At 75.2% G+C, this 19,882-nt stretch carries 19 protein-coding genes; 13 read left to right on the top strand and 6 right to left on the bottom strand.

Annotation, left to right across the window (positions count from 1 at the left end; genetic code table 11):
* Window positions 1-545 precede the first annotated feature (545 nt).
* From ACRAKJ_RS32850 to ACRAKJ_RS32800, 11 genes are all read left to right on the top strand, one after another.
* Window positions 546-677, top strand: a complete 132-nt coding sequence (locus tag ACRAKJ_RS32850) for a hypothetical protein (protein WP_438922581.1) — start codon at window positions 546-548, stop codon at window positions 675-677.
* Window position 678: 1 nt separating this feature from the next.
* Window positions 679-1,110 carry a phage tail protein gene (locus tag ACRAKJ_RS32845; RefSeq protein WP_438922582.1) on the top strand — a complete coding sequence of 144 codons (432 nt, stop codon included), beginning with the start codon at window positions 679-681 and terminating at the stop codon, window positions 1,108-1,110.
* Between the two features lie 4 nt (window positions 1,111-1,114).
* Window positions 1,115-1,873, top strand: coding sequence for a CIS tube protein (locus ACRAKJ_RS32840; protein ID WP_438922583.1), 759 nt, complete (start codon window positions 1,115-1,117; stop codon window positions 1,871-1,873).
* Window positions 1,863-3,677 (top strand): VgrG-related protein, encoded by a 1,815-nt coding sequence (locus ACRAKJ_RS32835; RefSeq protein WP_438922584.1) that lies wholly within the window; start codon window positions 1,863-1,865, stop codon window positions 3,675-3,677. The genes ACRAKJ_RS32840 and ACRAKJ_RS32835 overlap by 11 nt, the downstream gene beginning before the upstream one ends.
* Window positions 3,678-3,726: 49 nt before the next feature.
* A complete protein-coding gene (locus tag ACRAKJ_RS32830) occupies window positions 3,727-4,008 on the top strand; it encodes a PAAR domain-containing protein (RefSeq protein ID WP_438922585.1) in 282 nt (93 codons plus the stop codon).
* Window positions 4,009-4,010: 2 nt separating this feature from the next.
* Window positions 4,011-4,421, top strand: coding sequence for a GPW/gp25 family protein (locus ACRAKJ_RS32825; protein ID WP_438922586.1), 411 nt, complete (start codon window positions 4,011-4,013; stop codon window positions 4,419-4,421).
* On the top strand, window positions 4,421-6,361 hold the full coding sequence (locus ACRAKJ_RS32820) for a putative baseplate assembly protein (protein ID WP_438922587.1): 1,941 nt from the start codon (window positions 4,421-4,423) through the stop codon (window positions 6,359-6,361). The genes ACRAKJ_RS32825 and ACRAKJ_RS32820 overlap by 1 nt, the downstream gene beginning before the upstream one ends.
* Complete coding sequence (locus ACRAKJ_RS32815; RefSeq protein WP_438922588.1) at window positions 6,358-6,885, top strand: phage tail protein; 528 nt, start codon at window positions 6,358-6,360, stop codon at window positions 6,883-6,885. Before ACRAKJ_RS32820 ends, ACRAKJ_RS32815 begins: the two co-directional genes overlap by 4 nt.
* Window positions 6,886-7,286: 401 nt before the next feature.
* Window positions 7,287-8,099, top strand: a complete 813-nt coding sequence (locus ACRAKJ_RS32810; protein ID WP_438922589.1) for an NADase-type glycan-binding domain-containing protein — start codon at window positions 7,287-7,289, stop codon at window positions 8,097-8,099.
* Between the two features lie 4 nt (window positions 8,100-8,103).
* Entirely contained in the window at window positions 8,104-11,289 is a 3,186-nt protein-coding gene (locus tag ACRAKJ_RS32805; protein ID WP_438922590.1) for an HYR domain-containing protein, read from the top strand.
* A 172-nt stretch (window positions 11,290-11,461) separates the two neighbouring features.
* Entirely contained in the window at window positions 11,462-12,769 is a 1,308-nt protein-coding gene (locus ACRAKJ_RS32800) for a hypothetical protein (RefSeq protein ID WP_438922591.1), read from the top strand.
* A 63-nt stretch (window positions 12,770-12,832) separates the two neighbouring features.
* Here ACRAKJ_RS32800 and ACRAKJ_RS32795 read toward each other — a convergent pair whose 3' ends face one another.
* The 3 genes from ACRAKJ_RS32795 to ACRAKJ_RS32785 form a co-directional block, all read right to left on the bottom strand.
* Complete coding sequence (locus tag ACRAKJ_RS32795) at window positions 12,833-13,456, bottom strand: LuxR C-terminal-related transcriptional regulator (protein ID WP_438922592.1); 624 nt, start codon at window positions 13,454-13,456, stop codon at window positions 12,833-12,835.
* A 67-nt stretch (window positions 13,457-13,523) separates the two neighbouring features.
* Window positions 13,524-14,198, bottom strand: coding sequence for a response regulator (locus ACRAKJ_RS32790; protein ID WP_438922593.1), 675 nt, complete (start codon window positions 14,196-14,198; stop codon window positions 13,524-13,526).
* Between the two features lie 6 nt (window positions 14,199-14,204).
* A complete protein-coding gene (locus ACRAKJ_RS32785; protein ID WP_438922594.1) occupies window positions 14,205-14,858 on the bottom strand; it encodes a histidine kinase in 654 nt (217 codons plus the stop codon).
* Window positions 14,859-15,044: 186 nt separating this feature from the next.
* Here ACRAKJ_RS32785 and ACRAKJ_RS32780 point away from each other — a divergent pair, with 186 nt between their 5' ends.
* The gene (locus ACRAKJ_RS32780; protein ID WP_438922595.1) at window positions 15,045-16,052 is read left to right on the top strand and encodes a radical SAM protein; all 1,008 of its coding nucleotides are present in this window, start codon (window positions 15,045-15,047) and stop codon (window positions 16,050-16,052) included.
* A 79-nt stretch (window positions 16,053-16,131) separates the two neighbouring features.
* Here ACRAKJ_RS32780 and ACRAKJ_RS32775 read toward each other — a convergent pair whose 3' ends face one another.
* Window positions 16,132-17,115: a PHP domain-containing protein gene (locus ACRAKJ_RS32775; protein WP_438922596.1), complete on the bottom strand. Its 984-nt coding sequence runs from the start codon at window positions 17,113-17,115 to the stop codon at window positions 16,132-16,134.
* Between the two features lie 176 nt (window positions 17,116-17,291).
* Between ACRAKJ_RS32775 and ACRAKJ_RS32770 the strand changes: the two genes are divergently transcribed.
* A complete protein-coding gene (locus ACRAKJ_RS32770; RefSeq protein WP_438922597.1) occupies window positions 17,292-17,924 on the top strand; it encodes a TetR family transcriptional regulator in 633 nt (210 codons plus the stop codon).
* 27 nt (window positions 17,925-17,951) lie between these two features.
* Here ACRAKJ_RS32770 and ACRAKJ_RS32765 read toward each other — a convergent pair whose 3' ends face one another.
* Together ACRAKJ_RS32765 and ACRAKJ_RS32760 are read right to left on the bottom strand one after the other, a co-directional pair.
* Complete coding sequence (locus ACRAKJ_RS32765; RefSeq protein WP_438922598.1) at window positions 17,952-18,425, bottom strand: SRPBCC family protein; 474 nt, start codon at window positions 18,423-18,425, stop codon at window positions 17,952-17,954.
* Between the two features lie 222 nt (window positions 18,426-18,647).
* Window positions 18,648-19,859: a serine hydrolase gene (locus ACRAKJ_RS32760; protein WP_438922599.1), complete on the bottom strand. Its 1,212-nt coding sequence runs from the start codon at window positions 19,857-19,859 to the stop codon at window positions 18,648-18,650.
* Between the last annotated feature and the right edge of the window lie 23 nt (window positions 19,860-19,882).

Genomic DNA, 19,882 nt, shown 5'->3' with positions numbered 1-19,882 from the left:
GTCTTGGCTCTGCCCCTAGCCTCGGGCTCGGTTCCGGTCTCATTTCCGGCTCCGGTCTCAGCCTCAGTCGTAGCTTCGACTCTGGCTCTGGGGTTAGCCCCAGCCCCAGCCCCAGCCCCGGTTCTGGTTCTGGTTCTGGTTCTGGTTCCAGCCTCGACTCTCACTCCGGCCCTGGCCTCAGTTCTGGTTCTGGCTTTCTGCCTGGTGCCGGCCCCGGCTCCGGTCCCAGCCCTGGGCTCACCCTTGGCCGTAGCACCGGTCCTGGCTTCGAGCCCGACCGCGGTTCGTCGGGCATTGACCTGGGAGCGGCCACCAGCGCTGGTCCCCGGCGGGTGAGTGGGTTGGGGCACCCCGTGGTCCGGGCTGTTCCCCAGGTGGTCGAACCTCGGCCTGTCGGGGAGGCCGTGGCCGTGGCCGGGGTCGTGCAGCGCGTGGTCGACGTGGTGTCGCCTGTGGTCGCCCGGGTGGACGAGTCGTCGGAGCCGACACCGGCTCCGGCTCCGACGCCAGCACAGACACAGACACAGACACAAGCACCGGCTCCCGTGCCGGAGGCGGCAGGCGTCGGGCACGAGGAACTGCTGAAGAAGCTCTACGACCCGCTCGTGCGGCGGCTCAAGGCCGAGTTGTGGATGGACCGCGAACGACGCGGCCTCGTGACGGACAGGTGGCGGTGAGATGGCCGGGGTGGAAGAGGCGGTTGCCGTGTGCTTCGTCGTGCGCATCGACGACGAGAACCTCGGCTCCTTCGACAGCTGCGACGGGCTCGGCGTCGAGTTCACGCTCGAACAGCGCGAGGAGGGCGGCAACAACGGCATGGTGTGGCAGTTGCCCACGCGCATCAAGTACTCCAACGTGAAGCTGTCCCGCCCCGTCACCAAGGACAGCGACAAGGTCATCCGCTGGATCGCGGGCATGGCGGCCGGCATCGCGCGCAAGACCGCGGTCATCGAGGCGCGCACCCTCGAAGGCACGGTCATCGCCAGCTGGGCGCTGTCCGGCGTGGTGCCGGTGCGGTGGAGCGGGCCGCAGCTGTCGGCCGACTCGCCGAAGGTCGCCACCGAGACCATCGAACTCGCCCACCACGGCTTCCTGAGCACGGCGAGGTGACCCGGTGGCCTCCCCGATCACCTTCACGTCCGCCGGCTCCGCGCGGGCGACCAGCTACGCCGCCCCGACGAACCTCCAGAAGGCCCAGCTGAGCGTCCACCGACCGCCCAAGGCGGGCGGCGCGGCCAAGCCCGGCGACCTCATGCACGAGATCACCTTCCAGTTCAACCCGAAGGAGCTGTCGCTCAGCAAGAACGCCAAGTGGGAGCGCACGCCCCAGCCGAACGTGCCCAAGTCCGGCACGCCGGAGTTCAAGGGCTCCGACCCGTGCAAGCTCACCCTGGAGGTCTTCCTCGACGCCACCGAGAAGATGGACGACGGCGTCGTGACGAAGGTCGAGAAGCTGTTCGAGTGCTGCGTGCCCACCGAGGAGAGCCGCCGGCACGGCAAGGGCTCGCCCCCGTGGGTGGTCTTCAAGTGGGGCGGCATGACCGGGTTCCCGGCGTTCGTCGCGAGCGTCAGCGCCAAGTACACCCTGTTCACGCCCGCGGGCGTGCCGGTGCGGGCCACGTGCACGGTGAACCTGGAGGAGATCTCCGGCGAGCAGGGCGGCCAGAACCCGACGTCGGGCGCGCTCGCCGCCCGCGACTCGCACGTGCTGGTCTCCGGCGACACGCTCCAGTCCGTGGCCTACAAGGCGTACGGCAACGCCGAGCTGTGGCGGGAGATCGCCGAGGCCAACGACATCGACGACCCGATGCGGCTGCGGCCCGGCACGCGGCTGCTGGTGCCCGCCCTGGAGGAGGTCCGCGGTGCCCAATGAGACCTTCGCGAACTCGCTCGTCGTCGAGGTCGGCGGCGGCCCGCTGCCCGAGGACGTCAAGGGCCTGCTCACGCACGCCTACGTCGACGACAGCCGCAACCTGCCGGACGTGTTCGTGCTGCGCTTCCGCGACCCCGGGCACGTCGTGCTGGGCAAGGCGGGTTTCACGGTCGGCGCGAAGGTCGTGCTGAAGGTGCAGAGCTCCGACCCGGGCGCGCCGACACCGCTGTTCACCGGCGAGGTCACCGCGGTCGGCGTCGAGTTCGACGCGCACGGCACGTTCACCGAGGTCCGCGGCTACGACCTGGCGCACCGGCTGTTCCGGGGGCGCCGGGTCGTCTCCTACCCGAACATGACGGTGGCCGACGTCGTCCGCAAGGTCGCGCAGCGGGCGAACATCCCGGTGGGGCAGGTCGACGACGTCAAGGGCTTCGGCCGGCCGCACACCCAGCTCAGCCAGGACGGGGTGAGCGACTGGGAGTTCCTGGCGCGCCTCGCCGCGCTGGTCGGCGCGCAGATCGCGGTGCCGGACGGGAAGCTGGAGTTCCAGCTGCCGGAGAAGCCCGCCGGCGCGCCCGGGAAGAACGCCAAGGCCAAGCAGAACCCGCTGGTGCTGGAGATGCACCGCACGCTGCTGTCGCTGCGCGCCGCCGTCACCGCCGCCGAGCAGGTCCCCGAGGTGGAGGTCCGCGGCTGGGACGCGGAGAACAAGGAGGCGGTCGTGGCGACCAGGCCGCCGGTCGCGCTGGGCACCGAGGTCACCGGTGTCGACCCGGTGGCGCTGGGCGGGAGGTTCGGCGCGCCGCGGTTCCTGGCAAACGGCCCGCACCGCACGCAGGCCGAGGCGAACGCCGTGGCGCAGGGCCTGGCCACGCAGCTCGGCGGGGCGTGCGCGGAGCTGGCGGGCGTGGCGCGCGGCAACCCCGCGCTGCGGGCCGGCACGGCGGTGGCGCTGACCAACATCGGCGAGCCGTTCTCCGGCAAGTACACGCTGACCAGCACCCGGCACCTGTTCGCCGAGCAGGTCGGCTACCAGACGGAGTTCACCGTGTCCGGCCGCCAGGAGCGGTCGCTCTACGGGCTCGCCAACGGCGGCCCGACCGGCGCGCCCGCGCGCGGCCTGGTGCCCGCCGTGGTCAGCGACGTGCGCGACCCGGCGAGGACCGGCCGCGTGAAGGTGACGTTCCCGTGGCTGTCGCCGGACTTCACCAGCGGCTGGGCGCGGACCGTGCACGGCGGCGCGGGCAACGGCTACGGGGAGCTGGTGCTCCCCGAGGTCGGCGACGAGGTGCTGGTGGGCTTCGAGCACGGCGACTTCGACGCGCCGTACGTGCTCGGCGGCCTCTACAACGGCAAGGACGCGCCGCCGACGCTGACGAAGGAGCCGGTGGACGGCAACAGCGGCCGGGTCGTCACCCGCGCGTTCGTCTCCCGCGAGCACCACAAGGTCGAGTTCGTGGAGGACGAGGGCATCGTCGTCTCCAGCGGCGACGGCAGGTTCGTCGTCAAGCTCGACCAGAAGAACCAGGTCATCGAGGTGACCAGCGGCAAGGCCGTGGTGATCAGGGCGCAGGACGGCGTCACGATCGACTCCGGCGCGGGCCCGCTGGAGCTCAAGGGCCAGAGGATCACCGCGACGGCGCGGACCGACGTGGCCATCGAGGCGGGCGCGCGGCTCACGGCGTCCGGTCAGGCCGGGGTGAAGGTCGAGGGCGCCACCGTGTCGGTCGCGGGCCAGGGCCAGGCGGAGCTGACCGCGAGCGGTCCGGTGACCGTGCGCGGCGCGCTCGTGCGGATCAACTGACGGATCGACAGGCGGATCGACCCGCGGACCAACGGAGGAGAGGTGCGACGTGCCACCAGCGGCGAGGGTCGGCGACCCGACCGGGCACCCCGGCGTGCTCGCGCCGCCGGGCGTGCCGACCGTGCTCATCGGCGGCGTGCCGGCGGCGACCGTCGGCGGCCTGCACACCTGCTCGTTCCCCGGACTGCCACCGCACCCGCCGACGCCCGTCCTGCCGCCGGGCTGCCCGACGGTGCTGATCGGCGGCCGACCCGCGGCCCGGGTGGGCGACCTGGCGGCCTGCGGCGCGCCGGTCGTCCTGGGCTTCCCGACCGTCCTGATCGGAGGGTGACGGTGGACTTCATCGGTCGCGGCCTGGCGTTCCCCGTGCACACCGACGCCACCGGTTCCGTCGCGCTGGTCGGCGGTGAGCGCGAGATCGTGGAGAGCATCCGGCTGATCCTGGCCACCGCGCCGGGCGAGCGCCCGATGCGGCCGGAGTTCGGCTGCGCCATCCACGACCTGGTGTTCGCGCCCGCCGACGCCGCCACCGCCGGGCGCATCGCCTACGAGGTGCGGCTGTCGCTGGAGCGCTGGGAGCCCCGCATCACGCTCGCCGACGTGTCCGTCGGCTTCGACGAGGTCGACCGCGGCACCCTGCTCATCGACATCCGGTACGCGCTGCGCGGCACGAACGACCCGCGCAACCTGGTGTTCCCCTTCTACGTCATCCCGCCGCACGAGGCCGACGAGGAGGGCGCCTGATGTCGCTGCCCACGCCGAACCTGGACGACCGCCGCTTCCAGGACCTCGTGGACGAGGCCAAGCGCCGCGTCCAGCAGCACTGTCCCGAGTGGACGGACCACAACGTGTCCGACCCCGGCGTGACCATGATCGAGGCGTTCGCGCACATGGTCGACGAGCTGCTCTACCGGCTCAACCGCGTGCCCGACCTGCACTACCTGCGCTTCCTCGACCTCATCGGGGTGAAGCTGTTCCCGCCCACGGCGGCGCGCGGCGACGTCACGTTCTGGCTGTCCGCCTCGCGCGAGGTGCCCGTCGTGGTGCCCGCCGGCGCACAGGTCGCCACCGAGCGCAGCGAGGTCGAGGACCCGGTCGTGTTCACCGTCGACCGCGAGCTGGCGATCGTGCCGTGCTCCCTCGCGCACCTGGTCACGGCGGTCGCCGGCCTCGACGTCCCGCCCGCCGACCGCACCGACGAGCTGCGCGACGGCAAGCAGCCCGAGGTGTTCGCCGACCCGCCCGCCACCGGCGACGCGGTGCTGTTCGGGCTGTCCGACGCCGTGCCGGGGTGCGCGGTGCTGCTGCGCGTCGAGGCGCACGCCGAGGGCCGCGGCGTCGACCCGCGCGACCCGCCGTGGTCGTGGGAGGCGTGGAACGGCACCGGCTGGAGCCCGTGCGAGGTCGACCGCGACACCACCGGCGGTTTCAACCAGCCCGGCGACGTGGTGCTGCACGTCCCGCACGCGCACGCCGCGTCCGTCATCGCCCGGCACCGCGCCGGCTGGCTGCGCTGCCGCGCCGTCGAACCGGCGCCCGACCGGCCGTTCTACCAGCGCCCGCCGCGCCTGGTGTCGGTCGAGGCGTCCACCATCGGCGGCACCACCGGGGCCACCCACGCCGACGTCGTGCGCGACGAGACCGTCGGCGTGTCCGAGGGCGTGCCCGGCCAGCGGTTCCCGCTCGCCCGCACCCCCGTCGTGGTCGACGACGACGCGCTCGTCGTGGAGGTCGCCACGCCCGACGGCTGGGAGCGCTGGACCGAGGTGCGGTCGTTCGCCGAGTCCGGCCCCGAGGACCGGCACGTCGTGCTCGACCGGGTCGGCGGCGAGGTCGTCTTCGGCCCCGCCGTGCGGCAGCCGGGCGGCGGGGTGCGCCGGTACGGGGCCGTGCCCGCGAAGTCGGCCGCGATCCGCGTCCCCGGGTACCGCACCGGCGGCGGGCTGCGCGGCAACGTCGCGCGCGGGCTGCTCCAGGTCCAGCGCGACCCCGTGCCGTTCGTCAGCACGGTCGCCAACCGCAGGCCCATGTCCGGCGGCGTGGCGGGGGAGGGCGTGCGCGACGCGGCCCTGCGCGGCCCCCTGCTGCTGCGCACCCGCGACCGCGCGGTGACCGCCGAGGACTACGAGCTGCTGACCCGCGAGGCCGCGCCCGAGATCGCCCGCGTGCGGTGCGTGCCCGCCGGGCCGTCGTCGACGGCGGTGCGGGTGCTGGTCGTGCCCGCCGTCGGGGTGAACGAGGAGGCGGACTTCGCCGCGCTCCAGCCCGGCGCGGACGTGCGCGGGCGCATCGAGCGGTTCCTGGAGCAGCGGCGCTGCGTCGGCGCGCGGGTGTCCGTCGAACCGCCCTTCTACCAGGGCGTCACGGTGGTGGCTCGGCTCGGGGCCAGGGCCGGGACGCCGGAGGACGTGCTGCGGGCGCGGGCCGTGCAGGCGCTGTACGACTACTTCAACCCGGTCAGCGGCGGCCCCGAGGGCGGCGGGTGGCCGTTCGGGCGGCCCGTGCAGTCCGGCGAGGTGTTCGCCGTGCTCCAGCGGTTGACCGGCGTCGAGCTGGTCGAGGAGATCAAGCTGTTCGGCGCGAACCCGGTGACGGGGGAGCGCGGCACCGCGGTGGCCAGGCTGGAGCTGCCGCCCAACGGCCTCGCGTTCTCCTACGGGCACCAGGTGCGGGTGGCGCGGTGACCGCCCCGGCCGCGACCCCGCACCCGCTGGCCGACCGGCTGCCCGCGGTGTACCTGGAGGACCTGTTCACGCAGCGGTTCCTGGCCGCGCTCGACGAGGTGCTCGCGCCGGTGTTCACGACCCTCGACGGGTTCGCGTGCCACCTCGACCCGAGGGTGGCCCCCGAGGACTTCCTCGACTGGCTCGCGCACTGGGTGGCGCTGGACGTCGGCGAGGGCTGGTCGGTGCTCCAGCGGCGGGTGCTGGTGGCGCGGGCCGTGGAGCTGCACCGGTGGCGCGGCACGCGGCGCGGGCTGGCCGAGCGGGTGTCGCTGCTGACCGGCGGGCAGGTGGAGGTGCGCGACAGCGGTGGCGTGACCTCGACCGACCGGCCGGGGCAGCCGGTGGCGGAGAACCCGGCGGGGGTGCACGTCAGGGTGCGCGTGCCACGACCGGGCGCGGTGGACCGGACCCGGCTGTTCGCGGCCATCGCCTCGGCGGTGCCCGCGCACGTCGCGGTGGAGCTGGAGGTGGTGGGGGCATGATCGTGTGCGCGCAGTGCGGCGAGGGCAACGCGCCGGGCTCGGAGTTCTGCGGGGCCTGCGGGACGTACCTGGAGTGGGAACGCGCCCCCGCGCCGCAGCCCGTGCCGGACCGGCCGGTGCCGGGCCGGGACCCGCGTCCTCCACCACCCGCGAACCCGGACCCCGGCTTCGCCCCACCCACGTCCCCAGGACCCGGTTGTCCATCACCGGACCGGTCGGGGCCGGGCTTCGCGCCACTCACGCCCCAGGGGCCCGGTTGTCCATCACCGGACCGATCGGGTCCGGGTTTCCCACCACTCACACCCCACAGCCCCGGTTATCCATCACCAGACCAGTCGGGTCCCGGCTTCCCGCCACCCGGCGCCCCCGCGGCGGCCCCGCCTCCCCGGCAGCCGGGAGCCGTGCAGCCCACCGAGGCGACCCAGGGCGGCGGCCCGCACCGGCCCCGGCTCACCGAGCGCCGCCGACCGCAGCCCGGCGACCTGGTCTGCGGCCAGTGCGGCGAGGCCAACGCGCCCACCCGCAGGTTCTGCTCCCGCTGCGGCTCGGACCTCGTCGAGTCCCGGGCGGTGGCGGAGAAGTGGTGGCGCCGCCTGCTGCCGCGACGCGCCCCCGCCAAGGCCGGCACCCGGCACCGCCGCCGCACCGGCGCGGCCCGCCGCGGTATCGGGCGGGCGCTGCGCTGGTCGTTCCTCGTGGCGCTGCTCGGCGCGGTCGGCGCGTACGGGCTCGTGCCCGCCGTCCGCGGCGAGGTCAACGCCTGGGCCGCCGCGCGGGTGAAGCAGGTGCGGGGCATCACCGACCTGACCCCGGTCCGCCCCACCGCCGTCACGGCCACCGCCGAGTCGCCGGACCACCCGCCGCTGCTGGCCGCCGACAACGCGAAGAACACGTTCTGGCTCGCCCCGGTCGAACCGGTCCCGCCCGCGCTGGTGCTGGACTTCGGCCGCGAGGTGGACCTGCGGGAGGCGATCGTGCGGGTGGGCGACCCGGACGACTTCCAGGCCGCGCACCGCCCCCGGACGCTGCACCTCGTCTACTCGACCGGGAAGACGTTCGACATCGCCGTCGCCGACACCCCCGACGAGCAGAAGGTCGGGATCGGGAACAGCGCCGGGGCGGTCAAGGTCGAGGTGCACGTGGTGGAGCTGCACCGCTCGCTGCGCGGCGACCAGGTCGCGCTCGCCGAGATCGAGTTCTTCGCGACGGGATGACGTGATGAGACACGTGGCGACGGCCGCCGTCCTGCTGGCCGGGCTCCTGCTGACCGACCAGCCCCGCGCGGCGCGGGCCCAGGACGACCCGCTCGCCCCCTACCGCGTGGGCGTCTCGCGCGGCTACCCGGGCGACATCTGGAGCACGGACCCGAACGGCGGCGACGCGCGCCGGGCCACCGCCACCGCCGACCCCGACGACTCGGAGCCCGCGTACTCGCCCGATGGCACGCTGCTCGCCCGCACCGCGGCCGACGACGACGGCCGGACGCGCGTGGTCGTCTCGAACGCCGACGGCACGGACCCGCGCCCGCTCAGCGACCGCGCCGAGCGGCAGCCGTCGTGGTCCCCGGACGGCACGGTGCTCGCGGTCACCGACGACGAGGGCGTCGCCCTCGTCCGGGTGGCCGACGGCGCGGTGCTCGGCCGCGTCCCGGGCGCGCCGCACCTGGGTGCGGAGGACCGCGACCCGGCGTGGTCGCCCGCCGGCGACGCGGTCGCGTTCACCCGCGACTCCCTCGACCCGCGCACCCCGCGCGTCACGCCGTTCACCGTCGGGGCGTCCACGCCCACCGGTTTCACCACAACGGCCACCGTGCGCACACCGATCGTGCCGACGAAACCCGAGATCGTGTTCCTGCTCGACACGACCGAGTCGATGGGGTCCACGATCGAGAACGTCCGCGCGGACCTGCGGGCGGTGCTGGACGACATCGCCGAGACCGAGACCGGGGCCCGCTTCGGCCTGGCGACCTTCCAGGACAACCTGCCGGACGACCGCCGCTTCGAGCTGCTGAGCGACCTGGGCGACGCGGCGGCGGTGCAGCGGGCACTCTGGGACCTGGTGTTCGAACCCGGGCACGGCGGCGACCCGCCCGAGGACTGGTTCAACGCGCTGCACGAGCTGTCCCGGGGCGTGGGCGAGGACGGCGAGTACGAGGTGTTCGACACCCCCGGGACGAGCCGGATAGTCGTGCTGGTGGGCGACGCGAGCAGCCACGAGTGCGTGCCGACCCCGGTCCCGTCCGGCGAACCCCGCCTGCGCGCCGCGCCGCCGCCGGTGGCGGAACCGGCCGAGTGCCGCGGCTACTGGCAGCGGAGGACGGTCCTGGAGGACCTGACCAGCCGGGCGGGCGACCCCGAACCGCGCGGCGTGCGCGTCGTCGGCGTCCCCGTGATCACCGGGAACGCCGAGGGCCTGGACCGCCTCGGCCAGGCCGCCGAGATCACCGGCCGGACCGGCGGGGCGCTGGTCGAGGCGGGCGCCCCGCCGGACCGGGTCGTCGCGGCCATCCGGCGGGGCATCGCGCAGGTCCCGGTGGCCGTGCGGCCCGTCGCCGAGTGCCCGGAGGGCGTCTCGGTGTCCTTCGAGCCGCGCGAGGCCGTCGCCGCCGGCGACACCGACGTCACGTTCACCGAGACCGTGCGGTTCACCGATCCCGGCCCCGGCCGGTCGCGGGACGCCGCCCTCGGCGACGCCCGCTGCACGGTCCGGTTCCTGTTCGACGGCCGCGAACCCGACCGGCCGCACGAGCAGCACCTGGACGTCACCCGCGCCGACGGCCCCACGGTGGTCGTGGCCGCGAACGCCGCCCCGAGCCCGACCGGAGCGCCCGTGCCGGTCGCCTTCACCGCCACCGCGGCCGACGCGGCGGGCACAGCGCTCACCCCGCGCTGCGACGCGGTGCCCGGCGCCCTGTTCCCGGTCGGCCTGACCACCGTCACCTGCGCCGCCACCGACGCCGCCGGCCGCACGGCCACCGCCCGCACGCTGCTCACCGTCTACTCCCCGGACGACGACGAGTCCCGCCGGGGCGTGTGGCTCGCCCGGCTCGCGGGCACGGCGGTGCGCGGCCAGGTCGAGCTGTCCCGCCTGTTCGCCGAGGGCTGCGCGGGGTACGAGGACCAGCCCGACTGGTCGCCCGACGGCAACCGGCTCGTCTACCGGCACGAGGGCGGGCTGTGCGTGGCGGACGCGTCCGGCGCGAACGCCGCGCGCGTCGCCGACGACGCGAACGCCCCCGCGTGGTCGCCGGACGGCGCGCGGATCGCGTTCCACCGCTACGAGGGCGGCGAAGGACCGGGGCGCGTGTGGACGATCGCGCCGAGCGGCGGCGACGAGGTCGAACTGGTCTCCTTCGGCGACGACGGCGTCCGCCAACCCGCCTTCCAGCGCCTGCCCGACCTGCGGCTGACCGGGACGGCCGCGCCCGCGGACGTGGTGTTCGGCGGCACGACGACGGTGCGCCTGCGGGTGGTCAACGCGGGCCTGGCCGCGCGGGAGGCCGACCTGGCGCTCACCGCGCCCGCCGGGCTGCGCGTCGACGCCACCGCCACCACCTCCGGCTCCTGCACGCCGACCGGCTGCGCGCTGGGCCGGCTCGCGCCCGGCGCGGGCGCCGAGGTGACCGTCACCCTCACCGGTGTCGCGGCGGGCGGGCAGGTGCTCACCGCCGCCGTGCCGCCGGACGTCAACCCGGCCGACAACCGGGTGGACGTGCCGGTGACCGTGGCCGAGGAGGTCCGGCCGCCGGACAACCCCGGGTCGCTGTCGCTGGCCGTGGCCGCCGCGCCGGCGGAGGGCTTCGTCGGCGGTGACGACGTGGTGCTGTCCTACCGGGTGCGCAACGGCTCGCCCGCGCCGATGACCGACGTCGCCGTGGTCACCGCCCTGCCGCCGCAGCTGCTGCCCGCCACCTCGCCGTGCGCGGCGACGTGCCCGATCGGCGTGCTCGCCCCCGGCCAGGAGGCCGAGGTGCGGGTCGTGCTGCCCGCGAGGGCCGCCGCGGACACGACGGCGGGCGGGTCGGTGGTGGGCACCGGCCCGGACAGCGACGCGGCCGACAACACGGCGGTGGCGCGCGTCCTGGTGCGGCAGCCCGAGGTGGCCGTCGAACCGGGCGTCGGCCCCACCGGGTCCGTGCCGCGCGCCACCGGCAGGGGCTTCCCCGCCGGGGCCACCGTGGCGCTGACCTGGACGCTCGGCATCTCCGAGTCCCCGGGCACCGTCCCGGTCGGCGGCGACGGGACGTTCGACGCGCAGTTCCCGGTGTTCCACAACGACCTCATCGGCCCCCGGCGGCTGGAGGCGACCGCGACCGCCGGCCCCCGGTTCGGCCCGGTCCGGTCGGCGGAGTTCCTGGTCGTGCCCAGGACCCTGCAACCACCCGACTTCGCGTCCCGCGAGTGACCGCCGCCCGACGACCACCGCCGCCTGACGCCCGACGACCGCCGCCACCCGCCACCCGACGACCGCCGCCACCCGGACGACCGGGCCGCTGCCCGCAGGGGCAGCACCCGCCGCACCGCCACCCACCCCCGGGCCGGTGCCCGAACCGACCAGACCACCGGAGGATCGACCCATGGGCGCAACCGCGACGCTGTCCGCCACCGGCCTGACCGTGGCGCCCGGCGAAGACGTCACCTGCACGGTGGTCGTGCGCAACACCGGTGACCTGGTCGACGAGTTCACCGTGGACGTGGTCGGCGACGCGGCGGGGTGGGTCGCCGCGGAACCGGCCTCGGTGAGCCTCGTCCCCCGCGCGTCCGCCTCGGTCGTCGTGCGGTTCGCGCCGCCGCGCACGGCCGAGGTGGCCGCGGGGCCGGTGCCGTTCGGCATCCGGGTCGCCTCCCGCGAGGACCCGTACGGGTCGGTCGTCGAGGAGGGCGTGGTCGAGGTCGGCGGGTTCACCGACCTGACCGCCGAACTCGTGCCCACCAAGGTCGAGGCGGGCTCGCGCGGCCGGTTCGAGCTGGCCGTCGACAACGTCGGCAACCACCCGCTCGCGGTGCGGCTGCACGCGGCCGACCCGGACGGCGAGCTGGAGTTCCGGTTCGAGCGCGGCGACGTGCACCTCGCGCCCGGCACGGCGGCGTTCGTCAAGTTCGTCGTGAAGCCGCGCGACACGTTCCTGCGCGGGCCGTCCCGAACCCGGCCGTTCCGGGTGGACGTCGTGCCCAGCACGGGGGAGGCGCTCACCGCCAACGGCACGTTCGTGCAGCGGCAGCTGATGCCCCGGTGGCTGCTGCCCGCGCTCCTCGCGCTCCTGGCGCTCGCCGCCGTCCTGGTCGCCCTGTGGTTCACCGTGCTCAAACCCGCCGTGAAGTCCGCCGCGCGGGAGGCCGCGACCCAGCAGGCCGGCGAGGTGAAGGCCGTCGCCGAGCAGGCGCAGGCCGGCGCCGGCGAGGCGCGGGAGGAGGCCCGGCAGGCCAACGCGCGGGCCGCCGAGGCCATGCAGGAGGTCGGGCTCGACCCGGAGGCCGCGCCCGGCTCGCCGCCCACCTCCAAGGCGCCGCCCGCCGCGGGCGAGCTGCCCGGCGAGCCCACCGATTTCCGGGTCGCCGCCGACGCGGCCGTCGTGGCGAACCCCGCCCTGTTCGCCGACTTCACGTTCACCCCGCCGGAGGACAAGGCGCTGCTGGTGTCCGACATCGTGCTCCAGAACCCGCGCGGCGACACGGGCACCGTGCGCGTGCTGCGGGAGGCGGGCGGGGAGCGCAGCGTGCTGCTGGAGGTCGGCCTGGCCAACTTCCGCGACCTCGACCGGCACTACGTGGAGCCGTTGAGCTTCAAGAAGGGCGAGAAGGTCGTCGTGCAGGTGAGCTGCCAGAACCCGGCCGGGAAGGGGAACTGCACACCGTCGGTGTCCTTCTCCGGCCGGGCGCTGTGAACGCCCCGGGCGCTGTGACCGATGCGCCGGGCGCTGCGGACGACGCCCCCGGGTCGGCCTCGCTCAGATCAGCCCCTCGCGCAGGGCGAACGCCACCGCGTGCGCCCGGTTGCGGAGCTGGAACCGGTTGGTGACGTCGTGCAGGATCGACTTGACCGTGCGCTGGGAGTAGCACAGCTTCTCGGCGATCTCCCGGGTCTCGAAGCCGTCGGCGATCAGCCGCAGCACCTCCGTCTCCCGGTCGGACATGCCCGCCATGCTCCAGCCGTTCGGGTTGAGCACGTTGCGCTGCAACCGCGACACCCGGTCCAGCAGCCTGCCCAGCAGGTCGGGCGGCAGCGTGCCCTGGCCGGCCGCGGTCGCCCGCACCAGGCGCACCAGCGTGTCGGGCGTCGCGTCGGACCGGCGCACCACCGCGGACACGCCGCTGCTGACCACGTTCAGCAGCTCCGGGTCGGCGATGTCGCCCGCCACCAGCACGATGCCCGCGCTGCCCGGCGCCTGGAGCCTGCGCAGCAGCTGCTGCGCCTCGCCGTCCATGCGCTCCAGGACGACCAGCGCCACCGGCGCGTCCTCGCCCGGCTCCACCAGCCGGACCTCCGGGCGCGACCGCAGCGCCGCGGTCACCCCCGCCCTCGTGATCGAGTCCGCCGCGTGCAGGACCACCGCGATCTGCTCACCGCTCATGTCGTGCTCCCCGCCTCGTGCCCCCGATGGGCCTGCGGCAATCGTCGCGACCCGACGTGTCCCGGCACTATGGGCCGGGTGTCCCGATGTGTCCCGACCCGTCGCCCAGACCGGCCTGCCTGGCCCGGGACACGGCCTGGGCGCGGTCGGCGACGTGCAGCTTGCGCAGGATGTTCGACACGTGGTTGCGCACCGTCTTCGGGCTGAGCACCAGCAGCCGGGCGATGGCCGCGTTGCCCGTGCCGCCGGCCATGAGCCGCAGCACCTCCCGCTCCCGCGAGGTCAGCTCCGGGAACGCCTCGGCCCGCTCGGCCGGCGCGCTGCCGAAGTAGGCGAGCAGCCGCACCGCGATGGCCGGGCTGAAGATCGCCTCGCCCTCGCCGACGGCCCGCACCGCCCGCACGATCTGCTGCGGCCTCGACCCCTTGAGCAGGTAGCCCAGCGCGCCCGCGCGCATCGCGGCGAACACCGACTCGTCGTCGTCGAACATGGTCAGCACCAGCACCCGCACCCCGGCGTCGTGCGCCACGATCCGCCGCGTCGCCTCCACCCCGCCCAGGTCGGGCATGTTCAGGTCCATCACCACGACGTCCGGGCACAGCGCCGCGGCCATCGACACCGCCACCACGCCGCCGGGCGCCTCGCCGACCAGCTCCAGGCCGGGCGCGCCGGCGAGCGCGGTGGCCAGGCCGTAGCGGAACAGCGGGTGGTCGTCCACCACGAGCGCCCGCAGCGGCGGCACGCCCGCTCACGCCCCGCCCGCGGCCGGCAGGTCCGCGCAGACCCGGGTGCCGCCGGCGTCGACGTGCTCCACGCGCCACGTGCCGCCGACCTCGCGCGCCCGCTCGTCCATCGACCGCAGGCCCACGCCGTCGTCCCGCCCCGCCGCCGGGCACCCCGGGCCGAGGTTCCCGACGCCGTCGTCGACGATCTCGACGTGCAGCCCGCCGGCGAACCACAGCCGCACCGCGCAGTGCCGCGCGCCCGCGTGCCGCACCACGTTCGTCACCGCCTCGCACACGATCCGGTAGGCCGCGACCTGCACCGCCACCGGCAGCTCCGGCAGCCCGTCGCAGTGCACGTCCACCCGCACCGGCTGCCGGTCGGTCAGCGTCGCCACGTGCGCCCGCACCGCGTCCGCCAGGCCGAGCCGGGCCACCGCCGCCGGGCACGCGCCCGCGGCCAGCCTGCGGATCTCGTCCACCGCCGTGTGGACCTCCTCCTCCAGCCGGGCCAGCAGCCGGCCGGCCGAGGCCGGGTCGTTCGGCGCGAGGTGCCGCGCGGCGCGCAGCCCCAGCGCGACGGCGGCCAGCGCCGGCCCCAGCCCGTCGTGGAGGTCGCGCAGGAGCCGGCGCCGCGCCTCGTCGGCGGCGTCGGCGGGAACGGTGAACTCGCGGCGCATGCCCCCTCCCCACTGGGTGAGCGCTCGTGTCGCCTCGCTAGGGGAGTCGTCGGCGTGCGACGCGCCGTTTCACGACCTGCCGAGGTTCCCACTTACGAGGGAATGAGCAGTGCTTCGGTGACGGATAGACGTATTTGCGCGTCCACTCGGCCCTCCATATGGATATCCGAGACGCTGGAGGGTGGCATGGCGGGGCACACCGGCGGCCGAGCGGTGCTGCAAGTGCACCCGACCAGGCTGTGCAACCTGCGCTGCCTGCACTGCTACTCCAGCTCGGGCCCGGACGTCGCCGAGTCCGTGCCCATCGGCGTCCTCGCCCGGGTCGTGCGCGACGCCGCCGGGTTCGGCTACGACGTGCTCAACGTGTCGGGCGGCGAACCGTTCCTCTACCCGGAGCTGCCCGCCCTGCTGCGGGCCGCGCGGGACGCCGGGATGCGCACGACGGTCACCACGAACGGGGTGGCGCTGACGCAGCGCCGCATCGGGCTGGTGCGCGGCCTCGTGGACCTCGTCGCGGTGTCCCTCGACGGCGACCGCGCCACGCACGACCGCATCCGCGACCAGGGCGGCGCGTTCGAGAAGGCGCTGGCCGGCATCCGCAGGCTCACCGAGGCGGGCATCCCGGTCGGCGTGATCACCACCCTCACCCAGGGCAACGCCACCCAGCTCGGCGACGTGGCGCTCGCCGCCTCCGGGTCCGGCGCGCTGCTGCTCCAGGTGCACCCGCTCGAACCGGAGGGCGCGGCCAACCGCCTGATGGCCGGGGAGCGCCCCGACGCCGTCGAGCTGGCCTACGCGGCGGTCGAGCTGGGCCGCATCGCCGAGGAGCACGGCATGGCCGTGCAGCTCGACGCCGTGCCGCGCACGATGCTGGCCCGCCGCCCGGAGGCGTTCATGGCCGTCCCGGTCGAGGACGGGCAGCCGCTCGGCTCCTGGCTCACGCCGCTGGTGGTCGAGGCCAACGGCGCGGCCGTGCCGGTGTCCTACGGCTTCGACCGCCGCTACGCGCTGGGCAACGTGCAGGACCGCTCGCTGGCCGACCTGGTGGGCGACTGGGACCCCGCCCCGTTCCTGGCCCTGTGCCGCGCCACGTGGCAGCGCCTGGTGGACGGCCGCACCGGGCCGCTCGTGCCGTGGTACGGCCACCTGGTGCGCGCCTCCCGGGTGCGCCGCTCCGCCACCGCCGGCCGCTGACCGCCCCCGCCCGTCCCCTCCCGCCCGTCCCCGCTTGCTCCCTCCCGCCCGCTCCCGTTCCCTCCCTTCACACACCGACTCACCGCGCGAGGAACTCGTCCACCCCCAGCGCGTTGATCACCCGGTCGGGCGTCACCCCGCACTCCTCGGCCCGCTCGCACCCGAACGACAGCCAGTCGAGCTGACCGGGCGCGTGGGCGTCGCTGTCGATCGCGAACGAGCACCCCATCGCCACCGCCAGCCGCAGCAGCCTGCCCGGCGGGTCGCGGCGCTCCGGGCGCGAGTTGACCTCCACCGCCGTGCCGGCCTCGGCGCACGCGTCGAACACCGCCTCCGGGTCGAACTCCGACTCGGGCCGCCCCTTGCCGGTGACCAGCCGCCCGGTGCAGTGGCCCAGCACGTCGACGTGCGGGTTGGACACCGCCTCGACCATCCGCCGGGTCATCTCGGGCCCGGGCATCCGCAGCTTCGAGTGGACGCTCGCGACCACCACGTCCAGCTCCGCCAACAGGTCCTCGTGCTGGTCGAGCGAGCCGTCGTCGAGGACGTCCACCTCGATCCCGGTCAGCACCCGGAACGGGGCCAGCTCCTCGTTCAGCGCCGCCACCACGTCCAGCTGCCGGCGCAACCGGTCGACCGACAACCCGTTCGCGACGGTGAGGCGCGGCGAGTGGTCGGTGAGCGCCACCCACTCGTGGCCGAGGTCGCGGGCCGCCTCCGCCATCTCCCGGACCGGGCTGCCGCCGTCCGACCAGTCGGAGTGGGTGTGGCAGTCGCCCTTGAGCGCCTCGCGCAGCTCCCGCCCGCCGACGACCGGTTCCCGCACCCGCGCCAGGTAGGACGGTTCCCGCCCGGCCAGGGCGTCGGTGATCACCCCGGCGGTGGACTTGCCGATGCCCGGCAGGTCGGTGAGCGTCCCGTCCCCGGCGCGCCGCTCCAGCTCGCCGTCGGCGAGCCCCGCCACGACGTCCGCGGCCCGGCGGAACGCCCTGACCCGGTACGTGGGTTCGCCCGCGCGCTCCAGCTGGAACGCCACCTGCCGCAATGCCCAGAGGGGGTCCACCCGTCCTGTTCTACCGCGCCCGCGCGCGGTCCGCGAACCGCGCGCGGGCGCGGTGGACCGATGACCCGGTGGTCGGGTGGCCCATGACCGGGTGGTCGGGCGACCTGCTCTCGACTTGGCACCGTTGCCCTCGCGGACCTTGCGACCGCCGGGCCGCCCGCCCCAGGATGTCCGCCATGTCCCCACGTGCCGGCACGGTCGGGTCGCGGCGCAGGCCCAGCAAGGGCGACCTCACCTCCCAGGCGATCCTGGACACCGCCGAGCGGTTGTTGCAGACGCGTTCGCTGGACGACATCGCGGTCGACGAGCTCGCCTCGGGCGCGGGCATCTCCCGGTCGACGTTCTACTTCCACTTCGCGTCGCGCGAAGCCGTGCTGCACGCGCTGTCCGGCGCGGTCCTCGACGCCGTCTACGAGTCGGCGTCGTCCTGGCTGCGGCGCGGCAGCGAACCGCCGGAGGACTCGATCCGCCGGGCGCTGGGCGCGAGCCTCGCCCTGTGGCGCAGGCACGGGCCGGTGCTGCGGGCCGCCGTCCGCGCCCGGGACACGGACCCGTCGATGCGCGAGTTCTGGGCCGGGGTGGCGAGGCGGTTCATCGACTCCACCGCGGGGCAGATCGACATCGAGCGGGCCGCCGGCGCCGCGCCGCCCGGCCCGGACGCCCGCGCGCTGGCCACGATCCTGGTGCAGATGAACGAGCAGGCGTTCCTGACGCGCTCGCGGTCCCGCCGTTCGGCGGCGAAGGACCGGGAGCTGGTCGACACCCTCACCTGCGTGTGGCTGAGGTCGGTGTACGGCATGACCCAGTAGCCACTCCCGCCTCACCCGTCCCCGGTCTCACCCGTCCCCGCCCCCCACCAGGTCGGTCAACCGGTCGAGCGAGGCGTCCATCGCCACCGCCGCCCGGCGACGGCCGAACGCGCTGAGCAGCACACCCCGCAACGCCGACACCGGCACCTGGAGCAACCGCAGGCGCACCACCGTGCCGCCGTCCCCGGTGGGCGCCAGCTCCACCCGGAACTCGGTGCGCAGGGCCAAGCGCGGCGCGGGCCGCCCGTCGAGGCGCTCCGCGACGTGCCGCCACGCGATGACCGCCGGCCGCCGGAACTCCACGACCTCCTGGTCGACCTCGGACGCGCGGCCGTCCCACCGGCCGTGCAGCGTGCGCCGCTCGCCGCGCCCCGCGCCGGACGTGACGTCCACGCGCTCGCAGCCCGCGAGCCAGGCCGCCGCCCCCGCCGCCCGCGACACCACCTGCCACACCCGCTCAGGCGACGCCGCCACCCGCCTCCAGCGCACGACCTCGATCACCGAGCCATGCTAACCACCCCGAGAGTCCAACCCCCAGGCCCCGAGAGTCCAACGTCCAGGTCGCGAGAGTCCAACGTCCAGGCCCGGTGAGTTCTACGCTCAGGACCCCGTGAGCCCGGCGTCCGCGTCCTGAACGCAGAACTCAGGGGTCCTGAGCGTTGGACTCTCGGGTCCTGGGCGTTGGACTCTCGAGGTCTGAGCGTTGGACTCTCGGGGGCGGGGTCAGCGGTACCAGGGGCCGTTGGGGGCCTGGCGGTGGCCCAGCGCGCGGTAGGTGGCGTCCACAAGGGACTGTCCGCGCTCGTTGACCCCGACGCCCGGCCCCATCCGCGTCATCACGTACCCGAACGACATGCGCGCCGCCGGCGACGCGAAACCGAGCGACCCGCCCATGCCCGAGTGGCCGAACGCGTCCTCCGCCAGCACCACGCCCCGGTCGGCCGGCGGCAGGTGGCGGTTGCCGACCGACTTCATGAACCCCAGCGAGAACCGGGTGGGCGTCAGCAGCATCTCGTCGAACCCGGCGGACTCCACGGCCGACATGACCGCGACCTGCCCCTCGTCGACCAGCCGCACGCCGTTGTACTCGCCGCCCAGCGCCAGCGGCCGGTACATCTGCGCCAACCCCCGTGCGTTGGCCATCCCGCCCACGGACCCGTACTCCGCGGCGTGCGCCTCACGCGTGCCGGACGCCGCCGCGTACCCGCCGTCGTTGGTCAGCAGCAACGCCTGCACCGACGCCGGCTCGGCCATCGCCCGCCGGTACAGGCTCGCGACCGGCGACCCCGGCACCGGCGGCAGGGTCGGCGCGACGAGCGGTTCCAGGTCCTCCGGCAGCCTGAGCCAGAAGTCCAGCGCCAGCGGCCCGGACACCTCCTTCTCGAAGAACTCGGCCAGCCCCGTCCCGCTGACCCGCCGCACGACCTCGCCGACCAGGTGCCCGAACGTCAGCGCGTGGTAGCCGTGCCGCGTGCCCGGCTCCCAGAACGGCTCCTGCCGGGCCAGCGCGCCCGCCGTCGCCGCCCAGTCGAACATCAGGCCCGGCGGGGCGGGCTCGCGCAGCGCGGCCAACCCCGCCCGGTGCGACAGCAGGTCCCGCACGAGCGTCGTCGCCCCCGCCACAGTGCCGCCCGACCCCGCGCCGCCGAACTCCGGCCAGTAGCGGGTCACCGGCGCGTCCAGGTCCAGCTCGCCGCGCGAGGCCAGCACGTGCGCGCACAGCGCGGTCGCGCCCTTGGTGCACGACCACACGTGCGTGATGGTGTCCTCGCGCCACGGCCGCCCGCCCGCGTCACCGCCCCACAGGTCGACGACGGTCTCCCCGTCGACCGTCACGTGCACGCCCGCGCCCTCCTCACCCCGGTGCGCGAAGTTGGCCTCGAACTCGGCGCGGACCTCGGCGAAATCGTCGTGGCAGGTGCCCTGGACCGTCATCGACCCTCCCGGTGCGGCGGTGG

The sequence above is a fragment of the Saccharothrix sp. DSM 118769 genome, assembly GCF_052936295.1.
Note: the sequence above shows the minus strand (reverse complement) of the source record. Positions and strands in the feature narration are given on the sequence as shown.

Coding starts and splice junctions, on each gene's coding strand:
- ACRAKJ_RS32780 (WP_438922595.1), top strand. CDS start 15,045: ATGGCGGGGCACACCGGCGGCCGAGCGGTGCTGCAAGTGCACCCGACC.
- ACRAKJ_RS32805 (WP_438922590.1), top strand. CDS start 8,104: ATGAGACACGTGGCGACGGCCGCCGTCCTGCTGGCCGGGCTCCTGCTG.
- ACRAKJ_RS32785 (WP_438922594.1), bottom strand. CDS start 14,858: ATGCGCCGCGAGTTCACCGTTCCCGCCGACGCCGCCGACGAGGCGCGG.
- ACRAKJ_RS32760 (WP_438922599.1), bottom strand. CDS start 19,859: ATGACGGTCCAGGGCACCTGCCACGACGATTTCGCCGAGGTCCGCGCC.
- ACRAKJ_RS32770 (WP_438922597.1), top strand. CDS start 17,292: ATGTCCCCACGTGCCGGCACGGTCGGGTCGCGGCGCAGGCCCAGCAAG.
- ACRAKJ_RS32845 (WP_438922582.1), top strand. CDS start 679: ATGGCCGGGGTGGAAGAGGCGGTTGCCGTGTGCTTCGTCGTGCGCATC.
- ACRAKJ_RS32820 (WP_438922587.1), top strand. CDS start 4,421: ATGTCGCTGCCCACGCCGAACCTGGACGACCGCCGCTTCCAGGACCTC.
- ACRAKJ_RS32800 (WP_438922591.1), top strand. CDS start 11,462: ATGGGCGCAACCGCGACGCTGTCCGCCACCGGCCTGACCGTGGCGCCC.
- ACRAKJ_RS32795 (WP_438922592.1), bottom strand. CDS start 13,456: ATGAGCGGTGAGCAGATCGCGGTGGTCCTGCACGCGGCGGACTCGATC.